This is a genomic window from Pigmentiphaga sp. YJ18, from assembly GCF_038066655.1.
In the GTDB taxonomy this organism is placed as follows: Bacteria; Pseudomonadota; Gammaproteobacteria; order Burkholderiales; family Burkholderiaceae_B; genus Pigmentiphaga.
Genome location: NZ_JBBUKU010000002.1, coordinates 259,815 through 277,955, shown reverse-complemented (window position 1 = coordinate 277,955; position 18,141 = coordinate 259,815). Strand labels below are relative to the sequence as shown.

Annotated in this window: 6 protein-coding genes and 2 tRNA genes; 2 read left to right on the top strand and 6 right to left on the bottom strand. The window is 66.6% G+C overall.

From position 1 onward, the window contains the following. Positions 1-10 precede the first annotated feature (10 nt). The 5 genes from WKR98_RS15045 to WKR98_RS15025 all read right to left on the bottom strand — a co-directional run bounded on the left by WKR98_RS15045 (position 11) and on the right by WKR98_RS15025 (position 15,140). Entirely contained in the window at positions 11-3,928 is a 3,918-nt protein-coding gene (locus WKR98_RS15045; RefSeq protein ID WP_124689795.1) for a two-partner secretion domain-containing protein, read from the bottom strand. A 9-nt stretch (positions 3,929-3,937) separates the two neighbouring features. After that, complete coding sequence (locus WKR98_RS15040) at positions 3,938-5,614, bottom strand: ShlB/FhaC/HecB family hemolysin secretion/activation protein (protein WP_341433971.1); 1,677 nt, start codon at positions 5,612-5,614, stop codon at positions 3,938-3,940. 237 nt (positions 5,615-5,851) lie between these two features. After that, a tRNA-Gly gene (locus WKR98_RS15035) sits at positions 5,852-5,927 on the bottom strand. 83 nt (positions 5,928-6,010) lie between these two features. After that, entirely contained in the window at positions 6,011-13,393 is a 7,383-nt protein-coding gene (locus WKR98_RS15030; protein ID WP_341433970.1) for an MBG domain-containing protein, read from the bottom strand. Between the two features lie 40 nt (positions 13,394-13,433). Next, complete coding sequence (locus WKR98_RS15025) at positions 13,434-15,140, bottom strand: ShlB/FhaC/HecB family hemolysin secretion/activation protein (RefSeq protein WP_161567827.1); 1,707 nt, start codon at positions 15,138-15,140, stop codon at positions 13,434-13,436. A gap of 175 nt (positions 15,141-15,315) precedes the next feature. Between WKR98_RS15025 and WKR98_RS15020 the strand changes: the two genes are divergently transcribed. Beyond that, positions 15,316-16,020: a response regulator transcription factor gene (locus WKR98_RS15020; protein WP_124689800.1), complete on the top strand. Its 705-nt coding sequence runs from the start codon at positions 15,316-15,318 to the stop codon at positions 16,018-16,020. Next, positions 16,010-18,016: a sensor histidine kinase gene (locus tag WKR98_RS15015; protein ID WP_238160000.1), complete on the top strand. Its 2,007-nt coding sequence runs from the start codon at positions 16,010-16,012 to the stop codon at positions 18,014-18,016. The genes WKR98_RS15020 and WKR98_RS15015 overlap by 11 nt, the downstream gene beginning before the upstream one ends. A 44-nt stretch (positions 18,017-18,060) precedes the next feature. Here the strand turns inward: WKR98_RS15015 and WKR98_RS15010 are convergent. Next, a tRNA-Gly gene (locus WKR98_RS15010) sits at positions 18,061-18,136 on the bottom strand. Positions 18,137-18,141: the final 5 nt, after the last annotated feature.

Below are 18,141 nucleotides of genomic sequence, written 5' to 3'. Positions count from 1 at the left end.
TGCCGATGTATCACGGCAACCGGATGCCGCTGCCCCTGACCGTTACCGCTTCTCCGAACTCCCGCCCCTGCTCGACGTTGGCGGACACGGCCCATGGCCTGTCCTTGGCTTGCAGATCCGGCCATGATCTTTGCGCGCTCGTGATCGCCGCAGCGGCTTTCGGATCCAGTTCGGCTGGCCGCGGCGAGGCGGAGGGCCGAATATCGGCCGACAGCGCTGCCGTTGGTTGAATCAGCGTGTAGTTCGAGGCATCCGCCCCGCCCAGTCCGAAACTGCCCTGCAGCGTTACCGGTTTGCCGGCGCCTACCTCGGCATCGGCGAACGAGGCCGTCACCCCACGCCCGTCCAGCGCCACCTCGTCGCCCGCCACCGCCCCCGACAACGTTGCGCCCGTCCACGTGGCGGCGGTGGTGCCATCATAGGTCTTGCCATCGACCGACAATCCCTCGACGGCCAGCGCCTTGGGCGTGACCGTGTAATCGCCCCCCACGAAACTGATGTCATAGCCCCGCTGATCGGAATACAGGCCGGACACGCCCAACGTGCGGTTGCCGGCGTTCTTGCCGTCCAGCGCGTAGACGGCCGTGCCGTCCAGGACCGCTGAGTCGATCGACTGCGTATAGGACCCGCTGGCCGACGTATTGCCATCGTAGACCTTGCTGCCGCCACCGGCCGCGGTCACCGTGATCGCCGTCAGGAAGCTTCGTAGCAAAGGCGTGGTGCCGCCTTCGTACATGCGCCAGGCCGTGTCCTCGCCGCCCCGGTCGGAAATATTCCAGCCGGCCTCGGTGAACGTGGCGAGCTGCCGCAGCTCGTCCAGCCGCTTGCCTGTCACGCCTTCGGGATTGCCCCCTGCCGATCCGTTGTTGATCGGGTTGCCGTCGGCATCGGTGGTCGCGTAGAAACTGCGGGCGATCGTGCCGTCGTTCATCCCTACCAAACCGCCGCGGGCGCCGCTGCCCGTCACCTTGCCCGTCGCGTAAGTCTCGGCGATCTCGCCATTCGAATTACGGCCCACCAGGCCGCCGGTGTTGTCGCCGCCCGCCACGGTGCTTGCCGTATAGGCGCTGGTGATCGTGCCGTTCAAGTTATGGCCCACCAAACCACCGGTATCGTCGCCGCCCTCCACCGTACCTGTCGCATAGACGTTGGCGATCGCTCCTTCGTTGGCGCCGGCCAAGGCGCCGGTATAGCGGCCGCCCGCAACGGCGGCATCGGCCAGGCCGATGTTGCGCACAACGCCGCCGCTGCCCAGGTGACCGAACAGGCCGACGTAGTCTGCCGTCCGGGCTATCCTCAGGCCGCTGACGACATGGCCCCGCCCGTCGAAGGTACCGGTGAAGGCGGCGGCGGGGCCTCCGGGGCCGTAGGCGCCGATCGGATTGAACCCCTGGCTGCTCCACATGCCCGATGCGCGCGAGCCGTCGGCCACCGACATATCGATATCGTGGGCCAGCGTGTAGCGGGCCGACAAATCCAGATCCACCAGTTGCAACTGGTGGGCGTTGCCGATGGAGGTGGCGTATTCGAACATCAGGAAGGGGCGGGTCGAGCCCTCCACCATGTACCAGTCGTTGCCGAAGCGAAAGTTCTCGTAGCTGGCCTGCCTGAAGGCATCCGCCGTGCGCAGGCCGACGAGTCCGGCGCCGGCGCCGGAGCAACCGATGCTCGAACCGCAGCCTTGCGACTGGCCGGTGCTGTCCATGTCCCAATAACCGCCGATGACGGTAACGTAGTCGCTGTCCCCGATCAGGCCTCCGGTCAACCCGCCCGCCACCTTGCCGGTGGCGTAGGAATACCACACGGTACCGTGCTGGTATTGCCCCACCAGACCACCGGCCGATCGGGTTCCGGTCACGTCGCCGGTCGCGTAGCTGTACCACAACGAGAACGAGTCGACGCCCCCTACCAGCCCGCCGGCATGGCCACCCCGGACGTTGCCGCTCGCATAGCCATACCGAAGGGCCGAATTCTCGCCGGCCCCGAACAACCCGCCGACATTGCCGCTGCCTTCGACGTCGCCGGTGGCATACACATGATCCGCCCTATTAACGAGATAACCGATCAACCCGCCGACGTTGTTCTCGCCGCGCACGTTGCCGGTGGAATAGGCATGGGATACCAGGCCGTCCCGGGAGTACCCCACCAGGGCGCCCGTATTGTTGCGGCCATAGGTCGAGCCGCCTCTCAGACCCACGTTGCGAACGATGCTGTCGTCGGCGAGGTAACCGAACAAGCCCACGTTGTCGGTGCCGGGACGATTGATGGTCAGTCCGTCGATGGTATGGCCCAGGCCATCGAAAACACCGCCGAAACCCACGTCAGGGCCCTCTTTTCCGATGGGATCGAAACCGAGGAAACCGCCACTGCCGTCCGGGTTCCAGCCCGCCGTGGCGCTGGCGTCGATGTCGCGGCCCAGCGCGTAGTGGCCGCCCAGGTCAGCGCCGATGTCCTGCAACTGGGACAGGCTGGCGACGATGGTGTAGGGCGTGCCCTTGATGCTCAGGCTGTTGCCGGTGCCGGTGAAATCCACCCGCCCCAGGCCCGGCATGACGTTCACCGTGCCCGCGGCAACGGCCGTATCGGAGCCATTGGCGGTAGCCGGATTCAGCGCCAGGCCGGCGGTGCCGCCGGCGGTCATCGTCGCGTTGATGTTGATGTTGTTGGCGGCGGTGAGTGTAAGCGTATTGGCGCTCCACTCGACCGTGTCGTTGACGTTGAGGTCGCCGACGCCAGCAGCGGTTCCGGTACTGGATTCGATCGTGACGTTGCCGTTGCCCAACTGAGCGCCGAGTGCGGCTCCCGTCATGTCGCCGCCGCTGGCGGCGATGGTGAAGTCCACCGGGTCGATCAACCAGGTGCCGCTCTGGCCGCTGGCCGCCTTGGTGGTGATGCGGACGTCGTCGGCGATACGCACCCGCCCCGCGCTCGTTTCGATGAAGCCGCCGTCGCCCCCGGCGGACGCACTCGCGTCGAGCGTGCCGGCAACCTCGATGCGGTCTTTTTCCATGCCGCCCAGCAGCACGATCCTGCCGTCTTCTCCCGTGGACAGGGTGCGCGCTTCGGTCACGCCCGTATGGTTGATGACCGTGGACGTCAACGCGCCAGCCGAGGCCGCCGTCATGTATACCCGCCCGCCGTCCGCACGGATCGCGCCGCCCTGCTCGATCAGCGCGTCGATCGCACCTTCGTCCACCTTGATCTTGACCGGCCCGCCCAGGTCCAGCGTGACCTGGTCTCCCGCGCCCAGCAACACGTTGCCTTTCGCGGCCTCGATGCGGCCCCGGTTGACCACGCGCGCCGCCACCAGCGCCACCGTGCCGCCGTCCGCGGCGCGGATCATGCCTTCGTTGACGACGCCGGCCCCGCTACGGCCTTGCAGGACGTACTTGCCGTCCTTCTCGGAGATGGCGTGCGTGGTGGCGATCAACCCGCCCACGTCCACCTGGGCCGTGGGGCTGAACACGATGCCATTGGGGTTGGACAGGAATACCTGCCCGTTGGCCTTGAGCGCCCCCTGGATCGAACTGACGTCGCTGCCCGTGACCCGGTTGACGGCCACCGAGCTCGCGTCCGGCTGCACGAAGCGGACCGTATTGCCGCTGCCGATGGAGAAACTCGTCCAATCCATTCCCAGCCTGGCGCTGGACTGGGTGATGGTCATGTCCGGACCGCTCTGGTGGATGACGCCGGCGCCCGAGGTAACCTGCCCGCCCGTGGGCAAGGGCCCCCCCGCCCACGCCGGTGCGGCCCCTGCCAACAAGCCGCCTCCCAGGAATCCCGCCAGCAGGCCCGCCTCGGCCAACCGCCGCAGCCGCTGCCCGCCGCGCTTGCCGTGCGACCTCTCGATCTCCGATACCGCCACCCAGGCTCCCCGGGCCTCGCTCCATGCCAGGCGATACGTATGGTTCAGGCTTGCGCGTTTCATAGGTCTCTCTCAAAAGCGATAAGCCAGGCTGGCCCATGCCAGCGGCCGCGCGTCACGCGTGTCGGATCGCGGCTTGCCTCCGTGCGTGCGCCAGGCCAGGCTCACGTCCACCGTCCACGCCTTCTGCATGATCGCCCGCAGGCCGAAGCCCATGCCCGACAGCGTCCGGGTGTTCTCGCCCGGCGCCCAGGGATCCTGGTTGACTTTCACCCGGCCTATGTCGAAGAAACCGTAGGGCGTGACGTTGCCGATCGGGTAGCGCAGTTCGGTCTGCAGCAGCCAGCCCGCATCGCCATAGCCTTCGCCGAGCGGATACGCCCGCACCCCGCCCTGCCCCCCCAGCCCGAAGCTTTCGGACGAATGCAGGTTCTTGTTCGCCCACTGCGCCATGAAACGCGCGTACAGGTTGAGGTTCGCCGGCAATTGCTGCAAGCGCGCCACGTCCAGATTCAACTTGTGGAAGGAGCCATTGCTGCGCGCCGTTGCCTGATCCGCCGCCATCAAGGTCGACCCCAGGTGCAGCTTGCCCGGCGTCCAGCTCAGTTGCCCGTAGGTCAGCCCGCCCAGGCCGGCCAACAGGGTGTCGCGCGCATCGAAGCGCAGGCTGAAAGGCACGCTGTCGCTGGAAGCCTTGGTACGGCTGTCGGCGGCCTCCATGTTGTCCCTGAGTGTCTTGTGCTGATAGAGCAGCCCGGCCGTGACCCCGCCCCAGGCCGCCCGCCACAGCGGATACGACAGCCCCACCGAGGCGATATCGGCCCTGCCGCTGGCATTGAGCGGCGAAAATTCCTTGCCCAGTTCGTAGCGGGTGTGGGCGAAACGCGCCTCCGCGCGCAGGCCGCTGGTGCCCAGCGGGGCCTCGTAGCCGAGGGCGCCCAGCCACATGGTTTCGGTGGTGAGCAACGCGTCGAGGGTGGCACGGTCGCCGAAGGTGAACAGGCTGTTGCCCCACAGGCCCAGAGCGGCTCGCCCGGCGCCGGTGTAGCGGTTGCCGTAGTTGTCCACGCTGGCCTGGCCGCCCCATTTCCGGGCCATGGCCACGCCGACGTCGAGATCGCCTTCGCCCACGGCCGAGCCGGGCCCCATGACGGGGTCGACCGCTACACCGGGCAGGTCGGACAGCAGGTAGATGCTGCGTTCGAGCTCGCGGCCGCCGATGACCTGGCCGGGCCGCAGGGCCGACAGCCACGGCTGGGCCTGGCCGGCCAATTCTCCCGACGCCGTGACCCGGCCATAACGCCCTTCGAGCACCTGGATGCGCAAGGCGCCGCCGTCCAGCGCCTGGGCCGGAACGAGGGCGCGGGCAAACGGGTAGCCGGCGCGTCGGTAATGATCGGTGATGCGGTCCGCCAGGGCCTTCAGGCCGGCAAGATCGTAGCGGCGGCCCGTGGCATCGGCCACCAGCGCCTGGAGCTGCGCGGACGGGATCGAGGTGTTGCCGTCGATGGTGATGGAAGTAACGGCAACCTGGGGCCCGCCCGGAGCGACGGACTCGACCATGGGAGCATCGAGCTTGAATGCGGGAGGCGTGATCGGCTGCGGCAAGCGCGGGCGCAACTCTTGCAAAGTCTGGCCCGCGTCGGGCGCCTGCTGGGCGCGGACGGCGCTGGCGGGCATGGCGGCAGCAAGGGAGACCGCCAGCGGCAGCGCGGCGGCGATGATGAGATGGCGAGGGCTGGTGTGCATTGCTTCCGGGAAACTCCGTGAGGTCCACGCATGACCACCGCCGGGCTCGGAAACAACGGATATGCTGTCCCAGGGGGTTATAGCCATCGGATGATGGTAACCCTTATTTGCAGAGTATCTCAAACCTCTTCAAACCGGCATGGACGGATTTCGCCGGGTACCTGGAATGAAAAAAGGAGCCGAAGCTCCTTTTTTCAAGGACCGACGGACTTCGGCAGAAGCCTGTCGATCATAATTTGGAGCGGGAAACGAGTCTCGAACTCGCGACCTCAACCTTGGCAAGGTTGCGCTCTACCAACTGAGCTATTCCCGCGTCGCTTCGACTGCTACGTGTTTTTGCAGCGAAGAAAGTAATTATTGCATGATTTTTTGAAGAATGTCAACTCCCCAAAGGGTTTAGTTGCTTCCCCATAAACGAATATAGCCAGGCGCCAGACTCAGGAACGGCTTGTTGTTCGCGAGCGCCCTGCGTTCGTCTTCCTCCCCCAGGGTGTCTTGCGCCGACTTCCAGACCCCGCCTGCGGCGGGCGCCAACCCATCGTGCGCAGTGACGGCCAGATTACCATCGACATAAGTGATGTCGTAGTTGCTCAGGCCGACGCCGGTGGCATCGCGGGCGACGATGTCGTAATTGCCCACGAGGGCCGTGGCGGCGCTGCCCTTGCTGGTCAGCGTCACACCACTGACGCTATCGCCATTGACCAAGCCGCTGGTCGTGTAGCCATTCAGGCTACTCGTCTGTCCATAGGTCTTCGAGGCGTCGTTCGCCGTGACCGTCAGTCCAGCCTTATCGACCGTCAGCGTCCCATCGACATAGGTAATGTCGTAGTTGCCCAGCCCCGTGCCGTGGGCGTTGCTCGCCAGGATCGCGTAGTTGCCGACATTGGCCGTCGCTCCGCTCCCGTTGCTGGCCAAGGTCACGCCGCTGACGCTGTCCCCATTGACCAGACCGTTGGCCGTGTAGCCATTCAAACCACTCGCCTGCCCGTAGATCTTGCCGGCATCGTTGGCGGTGACAATCAACCCCGCCTTGTCGACCGTCAGCGTGCCGTCGACGTAGGTGATGTCGTAGTTGCCGAGTCCCGTGCCGTCGGCGTTGCTCGCCACGATCGTGTAGTCACCCACGTTGGCTGTCGCGACGCTGCCGCTGCTGGCCAACGCCACGCCACTGACGCTGTCGCCATTGACCAGACCACTGGCCCTGTATCCACCCAAGCCACTCGTCTGTCCATAGATCTTCGATGCATCATTGGCAGTGACCGTCAACGCGGCTTTGTCGACCGTCAGCGTGCCGTCGACGTAGGTGATGTCGTAGTTGCCGAGTCCCGTGCCGTCGGCGTTGCTCGCCACGATCGTGTAGTCACCCACGTTGGCTGTCGCGACGCTGCCGCTGCTGGCCAACGCCACGCCACTGACGCTGTCGCCATTGACCAGACCACTGGCCCTGTATCCACCCAAGCCACTCGTCTGTCCATAGATCTTCGATGCATCATTGGCAGTGACCGTCAACGCGGCTTTGTCGACCGTCAGCGTGCCGTCGACGTAGGTGATGTCGTAGTTGCTCAGACCCACGCCAGCGGCGTCGCTCGCCACGATCGCGTAGGTGCCCACATTGGCCGTGGCGGCGATGCCGTTGCTGGCTAACGCCACGCCGCTGACACTGTCACCATTGACCAGTCCATTCGCCGTATAAGCATTCAAGCCGCTCGTCTGCCCATAGGTCTTCGATGTGTCGGTCGCCGTGATGATCAGACCCGCTTTGTCGACGGCCAGCATCCCATCGACATAGGTAATGTCGTAGTTGCTCAAACCTTTGCCATTCGCCTCGCTCGCGACGATCGCATAGTTGCCGACATTGGCTGTCGCGGCGCTGCCGTTGCTGGCTAGCGCGACGCCACTGACACTATCTCCATTGACCAGACCGCTGGCCATGTAGCCATTCAGGATGCTTGTTTGCCCGTAGGTCTTCGAAGCATCATTGGCTGTGACAGTCAACGCGGCTTTGTCGACCGCCAGCGTGCCGTCGACGTAGGTGATGTCGTAGTTGCCGAGCCCGGTACCGTCGGCCCCCCTTGCAATGATGGCGTAGTCGCCCACGTTGGCCGTGGCGACACTACCGCTGCTGGCCAACGCCACGCCACTGACGCTATCGCCATTGACCAGACCGCTGGTCGTGTAGCCATTCAAGCCGCTCGTCTGTCCGTAGATCTTCGACGCATCGTTCGCCGTGACCGTCAGTCCGGCCTTATCGACCGTCAGCGCGCCATCCACATAGGTGATGTCGTAGTTGCTCAGACCCACGCCAGCGGCGTCGCTCGCCATGATCGCGTAGGTGCCCACATTAGCCGTGGCGGCGCTGCCATTGCTGGTCAAGGCCACGCCGCTGAGGCTGTCGCCATTGACCAATCCATTTGCCGTATAAGCATTCAAGCCGCTCGTTTGGCCGTAGGTCTTCGATGCATCGTTCGCCGTGATGGTCAGACCCGCCTTGTCTACGGTTAGCATCCCATCAACATAGGTGATGTCGTAGTTGCTCAGCCCCGCGCCATTCGCGTCGCCCGCTACGATCGCATAGTTGCCGACGGTGGCCGTCGCGGCACTGCCGCTGCTGGCCAACGCCACGCTGCTGACGCTGTCGCCATTGACCAGCCCACTGGCCGTGTAGCCGTTCAAGCCGCTCGTCTGCCCATAGGTCTTCGATGCATCGTTCGCCGTGACGGTCAATCCGGCCTTATTGACCGCCAGCGCCCCATCGACATAGGTGATGTCGTAGTTGCTCAGACCCACGCCAGCGGCGTCGCTCGCCACGATCGCGTAAGTGCCCACGTTGGCCGTGGCGGCGCTACCGCTGCTGGTCAACGCCACACCACTGACGCTGTCGCCATTGACCAGACCGCGGGTCGTGTAGCCATTCAGACCGCTCGTCTGCCCGTAGGTCTTCGACACATCATTGGCGGTGACCGTCAACGCGGCTTTGTCGACCGTCAGCGTGCCGTCGACGTAGGTGATGTCGTAGTTGCCGAGTCCCGTGCTAGCGGCGTTGCTCGCCACGATCGCGTAGTCACCCACGTTGGCTGTCGCGGCACTGCCGCTGCTGGCCAACGCCACGCCGCTGACGCTGTCGCCATTGACCAAACCGTTGGCCATGTAGCCATTCAAACCACTCGCCTGCCCGTAGATCTTGCCGGCATCGTTGGCGGTGACAATCAACCCCGCCTTGTCGACCGTCAACGTGCCGTCGACGTAGGTGATGTCGTAATTGCTCAGCCCCGCGCCATTCGCGTCGCCCGCCACGATCGCGTAGTTGCCGACGTTGGCCGTCGCGGCACTGCCGCTGCTGGCCAGGGCGACGCTACTGACGTTGTCCCCATTGACCAGCCCACTGGCCGTGTAGCCGTTCAAGCCGCTCGTCTGCCCATAGGTCTTCGATGCATCGTTCGCCGTGACGGTCAATCCGGCCTTATTGACCGCCAGCGCCCCATCGACATAGGTGATGTCGTAGTTGCTCAGACCCACGCCAGCGGCGTCGCTCGCCACGATCGCGTAAGTGCCCACGTTGGCCGTGGCGGCGCTACCGCTGCTGGCCAACGCCACGCCGCTGACGCTGTCGCCATTGACCAGACCACGGGTCGTGTAGCCATTCAGGCCGCTCGTCTGCCCATAGGTCTTCGACGCATCGTTCGCCGTGACGGTCAACCCCGCCTTGCCGATATCGGCCGTGGCCGTAGCCTGATCGGTGATGACGTAGTTCCGCAGATCCTCGCCCGAGTAGGTATTGCTCAGCACGACCGTCTTGCCTGCACCTGCATTCTTGTCGCCGAAGATGCCGGTGGAGGCGTCGAGGGTCACCTGGTCGCCGCCGACCAGGCCCGCCAAGGTCGCGCCCGTCGCATCGACCGTGGCGCGGGTGGTGCCGTCGTAGGTCTTGTTTCCGGCCGTGATGCCGCTGACGACGATCGAGGCCTTGTCTATGGTCAGCGTGGCCGCCGTGCTCGTGTCGTAGCTGATGTCGTAGCCTTGCTGGTTCGAGTACAGCCCGCCCAGCAGGAGCGTATCGTCCACCGTGCTGTAGGTGCCGGCGTCCTTGCCATGGGTGACGTAGGCCAGGCTGCCTTCCACCTGGGCTCCCGCGACGCTGGCGGTATGGCCCGTGCCCTGGCTGGCCGCGCTGCCGTCGTAGGTCTGGCTGGCCAAGGTGCCGGTGCTGTCGGCCGTCACCGTCAGGCTTCGCAGGAAATCGCGCAGCAGCGGCGTGGTGTGGCCGTCGTAGATGCGCCAGGTGGCACCCGTTCCCCCCTGGTCGTCGATGGCCGCGCCCCAGGACGCGAAGGTGTCGGCCTGACGCAGCTCCGCCAGCGTCCTGGCCGTACCCGTACCGTTGCCCCGCCAGTCGCCGTCCATGACACCGCCGTTGTTGATGGCCGCGCCGGCCGCGTCGGTAATGGCGTAGTAGGAGTGGGTGATGGAGCCCAGGGAATCCGGAACGCCTACCAATCCGCCCGCGAACATGTTGGCCGTTACCTTGCCCGTGGCATAGGTATTGCTGATGGTGCTCATGATGCTGTCGCCGACCAGCCCCCCCACATACCTTTCGCCCGTGACGTTGCCCGTCGCATAGGCATTGCGGATGGTGCCGGCACCATTGACTCCCACCAGCCCGCCGACCTGGTCCTGGCCCGCCACATCGCCCGTGGCATAGGAGGTCCGGATCGTGCCGATGTTGTCGCCCACCAGTCCGCCGATATTGCCGCTGCCGCTCACCTGCACCGAGGCATGGGCGGTGTCGATCTTGCCGCCCGTACTGTTGTAGCCCACCAACCCACCGACCGAGGTTCTGCCCGCCACGGTTCCCGTGGCATGGGCTAGGCTGATGCTGCCGTAGTTCTCGCCCGCCAGGGCTCCCGTGCTGTCGAAACCCGTCACCTGGGCATCGACCAGGCCTACGTCGCGCACACTGGCGCCGCTGGCGATCACGCCGAACAGGCCCACATAGGCCTCACCGCCACGGTTGATGGCCAGCCCCGCGATGGTGTGGCCATTGCCGTCGAAATTCCCCGTGAACTGCGTGTCGCGATCACCCAGGGGGTCCCAGCCCAGGCCACCGTTGGCCGTACTGCCGGCCAGCAGGTTGTATCCGGTGCTGTCCTGCCCCAGGTCGTTGTTCAAGCTGAAGCTGTAGCCGCCACCCAGCACATGGCCGACATCGGCCAGTTGCTGCCAGCTCGTAATGCCATAGGCGTCGGCGGCCGTGCCCCAGCCGCCGGCGAACAACGTGCGGCTCGTCACGTCCTCGGCGCGGGTAACGCCTATCAGCGTGGGCAGGCGCATCTCGTAGCCTTCCACCGTGTCGCCGCCCGCCACTTGCCAGGTAGTGCCGGCGTTCCAGCCGCCGTAGGTGGAGGCATCCATCAATTCGGCATGGGTCTTGCCCTCGCCCTGGCCGTTGCCACTCCAGCCATTGCCGCTGTCGCCACCGTTGTTGATGGCGGCACCGGCTGCGTCAGTCGTGGCGTAGTAGGACCGGGAGACGGAACTCATGAACTCCGGACGCCCAACCAACCCACCGACTCCCCCGCTTCCCGCGACCGTTCCCGCTGCATAGCTGTTGCTGATGGCGCCGCGGTTCTCTCCCGCCAGACCGCCTACGACATGATTGCCCGTGACATTGCCTGTGGCATAGGCATCGCTGATGCCGCCCGCCCCCCCGTTGCTGCCCACCAGTCCGCCCGTCCTGTCCCCGCTGCCGTCCACATCGCCCGTCGCATAGGAGGTCCTGATGGTGCCCAGGTTGTCGCCCACCAGCCCACCGGCATTGCCTCCATTGCCGTTCACCTGCACCGAGGCATAGGAGGTGTCGATATGGCCCACGCCGTTGTAGCCGACCAGTCCACCGACCGAGGTCCTGCCTGTCACGGCTCCCGTGGCATGGGCCCGGCCGATGCTGCCGTAGTTCTCGCCCGCCAGGGCTCCCGTGCTGTCGGAGCCCGTGACCCGGGCGTCCGCCAGGCCCACGTTGCGCACACTGGCACCGCTGGCGATGACGCCGAACAAGCCCACGTAACTCTCGCTGCCGCGGTTGACCGTCAGCCCCGTGATCGTATGGCCGTTGCCATCGAAACTCCCGGTGAACCGCGTGTCGCGGTCACCCAAGGGATCCCAGCCCTTGCCGTCATTCCAGGTGGCGGTACCGCTCGCATCGACGTTGCCCGCCAGCGTGTAGTGGGAAGACAGCAGCGTGCCTATCCCCTGCAATCCATACGCATCGGCGATCCGGTAGGCGTTCGCGGTGCCACCGTCGCCGCCCGTGGCGCGCACGAAGCTGCCGCCTTCGAGGCGAAAGTCGTTGGCCGAGAAATCCGCCAGGGCACCGACCTGCCTCCAGTTGCCGGCCTGCAGCGTGAAAGTGTCCACCTGGACCGCGGCGCTGGCGCCGATGTCGTTGCCGGCACGCAGCGTAAGGCCGCCGTGGGTGGCGGTGATGGCGGCATTGATGTGGATGTCGTTGTCGGCCACCAGGCTTAGCGTGCTGGTGCTGTCGTAGCCGACGGCGGCGTTGACGTGGATGTCGCCCGCGTCGCTGCCGGCGCTGGCGGTCTGCAGCGTGACGTTGCTGCCGGCCAGCGCCTGGGCCAGCGTGTCGGCCCCGATGCCGCTGCCGGTCTGGGCCGCGCTGCCCGCGCTGATCGTGAAGTCGGTGGGATCGATCAGCCATACGCCGGTCTGCCCATGGTTGGCGGCGGTGGTCACTGCGGTGCCCGCATCGACCCGCACCCGGGCGCCGCTGGTCTCGATGAAGCCGCCGTCGCCGCCCCCGGGCGCGGAGGCGTCCAGCGTGCCACCGACCTGGACGGTGCCGTTGCCCATGTCGGCCAGCAGCAGGATGCGTCCGTCCTTCTCCTGCAGCGTGCGAGCCTGCAGCGTACCCGTGTTGGACACCACGCTGGCCGATAGCGCATCGGCCGCCTTGCCGGTCATGATGACCTGGCCGCCGTCGGCCACGACGAGCTGCCTGTTCTCGATCAAGGTCCGGACGGTGGAAGGCTCGACCTCGACCCGCAGGAGACCGTTGACGCCGCTCTCCAGCGTGATCCTGTCCCCCGCGGCCATGGCGACGCTGCCCAGCCGCGCGACCAGCACGCCATCGTTGCTGACTGTGGGCGCCAGCAAGGCGATCTGGCCGCCGTCCTTGGCCGTGATCGTGCCCCGGTTGACGATGCCGCCCGTGGCGCTGCCGCGGGTGAAGGCGTACTTGCCGTTCAGGAAGTCCTCATTGGCGATGCCCAGCGTGGAGGCGACGAGTCCGCCCACATTCACCTGGCTGCCGCGGCCGAACACCACGCCGTTGGGGTTGACCAGCCAGACCTGGCCGTTGGCCGTGAGTTGCCCGTGGATCCGGCTGGCGTCACCGCCGACGACGCGGTTCAGCGCCACGGAAGCACTGCTCGCCTGCTCGAAACGCACGGTGGCGTTGCTGCCGATGTTGAAACTGGTCCAGTCGATGATGGCCCGGTTGCTGCCCTGCTGGATGGTCATCCGGCTGCCGCTCTGGCTGATGCCGGCCTGGCCCGCGACGACCGAGCCGCCGGTGGGCAGCGCGTTGGCCGCGGGCGCCTGGGCGTAGGCAGGCAGCGACAGGACCACGCCCAGCGCCGCGACGGCGGGCACTGCGAGTGCGCGGCCCGCCCTGCCCTTGCTCTTGCCACGGCCGCGAGCGGTTTCCGGGGCGGGTACGTAGCGTTGCGTACTTGGATTCCAGACCAGGCGGTAGGTATGGTTCATGGCTGGCCTCTCTTTCGTCTCTAGGGATGTGAATACGTTCTTAGAACAGCCACGCCAGGCTGACCCACCCGCGCGCGCTGCTGGCCCGGCTGCCGTCGCTGTTGCGGCCGTTTGCGCTGGCCCCCCGGTTGTGCCCCACGGGAACGGCGACGCTGGCGCTCATCACCCACTGCCGGGCACGCCAGTTCAGGCCCAGGCCCGCGCCGCTCAGGCTGTAGCGGTTGGGCTGGCCGCTGGAGGCATTCCAGCCGTCCCAGGCCGATTTGTGTTGCTGGATGCGGCCGGTATCGTAGAAAGCGACGGCCTGCCAGCCGTATCCCAGTTCGCGCTGCAGTTCGAGCTTGAGGAGCATGCCCTGGTCGCCGCTGGCCTCGTTGACGGGATAGGCGCGCACCTGCGAGGGACCGCCCAGCGTCATGCGTTCGGAGCTTGCCAGGTTGCCGCTGGCGAGCTGGCCGCTGAAGCTGAGCTGCACCTGCCAGCCCGCGCCCAGGTTTTGCAGCCGGGTCATGTTCCAGGCAAGCTTGGTGTAGCGGCCACTGCTGCGGGCGCTGACGGCATCCTGGGCCGCATCGCCGGCGACACCGTCCAGGTTCAGGTTGCCCTGGGTCAGTTGGGCAGCGCCCCAGTTGACGGCGCCGCCGCCCAGGCCATCGCGCACATCGCCGCCCAGCCCCAGCGTGATGGCGTTGACGCGTTGGCGGTGCAGCGCCTCTCCCAGCATGTCGTCGTCGTAGCGGCGGTGCTCATAGCCGGCGCTGAGCGTGAGGTTGCGGTCGACCTGGCGGATCAACGGATAGCTGAACGTGAAGCCGCCGGTATGGGCCTTGCCCTTGGCCTCGAGCGACCGGTAATCGCCGCCCAGTTCGTAGTCCAGCGTGGAGGCCTGGAGGGACAGACGCAGGCCGTCGTGGCCCAGAGGCAGGCTGTAGCGCGCGACGGCGCTGTGGATGTCGCGGGCCGCCAGCAGGCGCAGGGCCAGTTGGTCGCCGCCGCCGGTCAGGTTGTTGAGCGCCACGCCGCCCACCGCCTGGGGCACCCCCGTGGACTTGAGACCGTAGTTGTTCACGCCCGCGTCGCCCGTCACGAAGGCCGTATCCTGCACCGCCAGCGCCAGCCGGGTTTCTCCCTGGTCATCGCCTGGCTGCAGGACCCCCTCGGCATGGACACCGGGAAGATCGTTGGCCAGCAGCAGGCCGCGCTCCAGATCGGCGGCCGACAGCGGCCGGCCGGGCCGCAGGCGGTGGGTAACGGTGGACTGCACGCTGGCCGCATTGGCGCGGCGCTCCCCTGCATCCACATTGGCCCCGCCATACCTGCCCTCCAGCACGCGGATGCGCACGGTGCCGTCGGTCACGTCCTGCTGGGGCAGGTAGACGCGCGCATACCAGCCGCGCCGGCGATAGTCCTCCGCGATGCGCTGAGCCGCATGTTCGAGTTGCGCGAAGGTCAGGGACTGGCCGGCCAGCGGAGCGACAAGGGCCTGCAGTTCGCTTTCCGGCACGAGGCTCGCGCCTTCGAGCACGATGCGCCGCACGGTAATGCGGGTAGACTTGGCATCCTCCGGCATGGGTCGGGCCGCGGGCACGGCCTGCGGCGCGGACGACCCGCTCGGCGCCCGCAGATTGCGCTCCATTTCGCGCAACAGGCTGCCCGCATCGGGTGGCGTCTGGGCGCCGGCGTGAAGCGCGGGCAAGCCTAGCAGCGCGGCCAGCCAGGCATGGGATAACGAAGAACGTGGAGACATGCGCATGGCCAGAACGCCGAAAATGCCGGAAGATCCGCAGCTTAAGAAATTTGTAAACGGCTGTATGTCCCAAGATCTGTTGACATGACGGGACAGCGGGCTTGCGGGCAAAATCTTCCGCTGCGCCCGCTATCCAGCCGCATCACCTGAACCCGCGCCGCCTGCCGCCGACGTCATGCCCCCCAGAAATCTCCCTCCCCGCAGCGAAACACCCACCACGCCGGAGGACCTCATCAACGTCGCGATGGTGGAAGACGATGCCGCCTGCCTGCACGCGCTGGCGCATGCCGTGGAAGCCGCTCCGCGGCTGCGCATGGCGTGGGCGGCGGCCAATCTGCGCACAGCCTTGGCGCGCCTGCCGGACGAGCCGATAGACGTATTGCTGGTGGACCTGGGCCTGCCGGACGGCTCGGGCCTGGACCTGATCGCGGCCGCGCGCGGGCGCTGGCCCGATTGCGCGGTCATGGTCAGCACCATCTTCGGCGACGAGACGCATGTATTGCGCGCCATCGAGGCGGGGGCCATGGGCTATGTACTCAAGGACTTGAGCGCCGAGGAACTGGTGGAAGAAATCCACAGCCTGCATGCGGGCGGCAGCCCGATCAATCCCATGGTCGCCAGGAAACTCCTGATGCAGCGTTCCACGCCGCCGGCGGCCGCGCCCGCGCCCCTGGCCGCGACACCGCTGTCGGCGCGCGAATCCGAGGTCCTGCGCCTGATCGCTCGCGGCTACACGGTCGAGGAAGTAGCCGGCGCGCTGGGAGTATCGCCGCATACCGTGCAGACGTTCGTGCGGCGCATCTACACCAAACTGCAGGTGAATTCGCGTGCCGAGGCGGTCCGCGAGGGCACGCGGCAGGGGTGGCTGAGTGCGGACTGAAGCACGGGCCACCGCATGGCGCCAGGCACTTGCCTGCCGGCTGCTGGCCGCCTTGCTTCTGATCGCCGCCTGCGCGGTCGCCCGCGCCGGGTCCGCGACGCTCCACATCACCCAGGCGCAGATCTGGTCATCCGCCAGCACGGCCTGGACGCAGCCCTCTTCCCTGGACGACCTGGACGATGCCGATGCAGCCTTGAAAACCACCGACGCCTCCTGGCAGACAGTCGCCTTGCCGCATGCCAGGAAGCGGGTACTGCTGCCACGGGCCACCCCGGCGGCGGACCGTGCCGAGGTGGTGTGGTATCGCATGCGCATTCCCTCCGCCGGAGCCAGCGGGCCGGACATGCGGCTGTATGCCCCACGCTGGCAGGCGACGGGGACGCTGGCGGTCTATGTGAACGGACGGCTGGCCTGGCAGTCGCGCGGCGACCGGGCATGGAACAACTTCAACCATCCGCTCTGGATAGACCTGGATGGCCTGTTGCAGCCCGGGCAAGAGGCATGGGTGTACGTGCGCATGGCCAGCCAGCAGAATGTGGGTGGCGCGCTGTCTTCCGTCTGGGTCGGTCCGGCGGCCGGGTTGTTGCCCGCTTGGCGTTGGCGTTCTTTCCTGCAGACCGGACTGCCGGCCTACTGGCGTGGCTCCTTCCTGGTGCTGGGGCTGTTCGCGCTGGGGCTGGCCGCATGGCTGCGCGCCCACCGGCCGCGGCACGGCGATGAGCGGGAAGCCTCCAGCGACCCAAGGCCCTTTGCGCTGTTCTTCTGCATGGCACTGGGCCAGGCGGTGGGCGGCCTGCTGTTCCTGGTGAACGACCAGGGCGTAAGCATGGACTTTGCCTGGTTCTCGTGGATGACGCTGGTCGCGATGCTGATCGTTCCGGTTTGCGGATTCCACTTCCTGGGGCTGGTGCAACACCGCCCACGGCCGCGCCTGGGCCGTGCCCTGGTTCTGTATTGGATCGTTGCGGCGCTGGTCACGCTGCCTTCGTGGTGGACCGAATATCCGGGCGTGGTGCCACTACAGCGTTTTGCGATCCTGCCGCCGGTACTGGCACAGATCTACGCGGCGGCGGCCAATGCCTGGCACCAGCGCAGCCGCACCAATATCCTGGTCGCGGCGTGGGGGCCTCTGTCGCTGCTGATGGGCTGGCATGACATGGCCATGCAGAACTACCTCCTGGACGTCGAAGGCATTTACCTGACCCCCTACGTCAACCTGGGCTTGCTTACCCTGTTCCTCCTGCTCGCGTTCACGCACTATACCCACGCCCTGGATCTGGCCGCGCACGCCCGCGCCATGCTGGCCGAGCGCCTGGCCGAGCAAGCGCGCGAACTGGTACAGACCCACGAGCGCCTGCGTACCGCCGAACGGGAGCAGACGCTGCTGGCCGAGCGCCAGCGCCTGATGAGCGAGATGCACGACGGCGTGGGGTCGTCGTTGATGAGCGCGCTGCGCCTGGTGGAGCTTGGCCGGGAACCGGTCAACATCGCCCAGGTGCTCAAGGAATGCATCGATGACTTGAAGATCGCCATCGACTCGCTGGAGAGTTCCGATGCCGACCTGCTGACGCTGCTCGGCGCACTGCGCTTTCGCCTGGGTCCCCGCCTGGCCGGCGCGGGGATCGCGTTGCGCTGGCAAATGAACGACCTGCCGCTCCTTCCGTGGCTGGATGCGCAAAGCGCCTTGCACGTGCTGCGGATCCTGCAGGAAGTATTGACCAACATCGTCAAGCACGGCGATGCCACCGAGATCACCATGGCGACCGCCGAAGCGCTGGCACCGAACGGCACGGGTCAACGTGGCGTCCAGGTCCGCGTGAGCGACAACGGACAGCCTTTTTCGCCGCCCCCGCCCGAAGCCCAGCCGCCCGGCCGCCGGGGCCTGGTCAATGTGCGCAACCGGGCATCGGTGCTGGGGGCGCATTGCGACTGGCAAACCGTGCCGCGGGGAACGACATTCTCGTTGTGGCTGCCGCTGGCGAAGCACAGCACATGACGCCAGGCGCCGGGAGATAGCTGGCATCCCCCCGGCAAGTATTCTGGAGCGGGAAACGAGTCTCGAACTCGCGACCTCAACCTTGGCAAGGTTGCGCTCTACCAACTGAGCTATTCCCGCGTTTT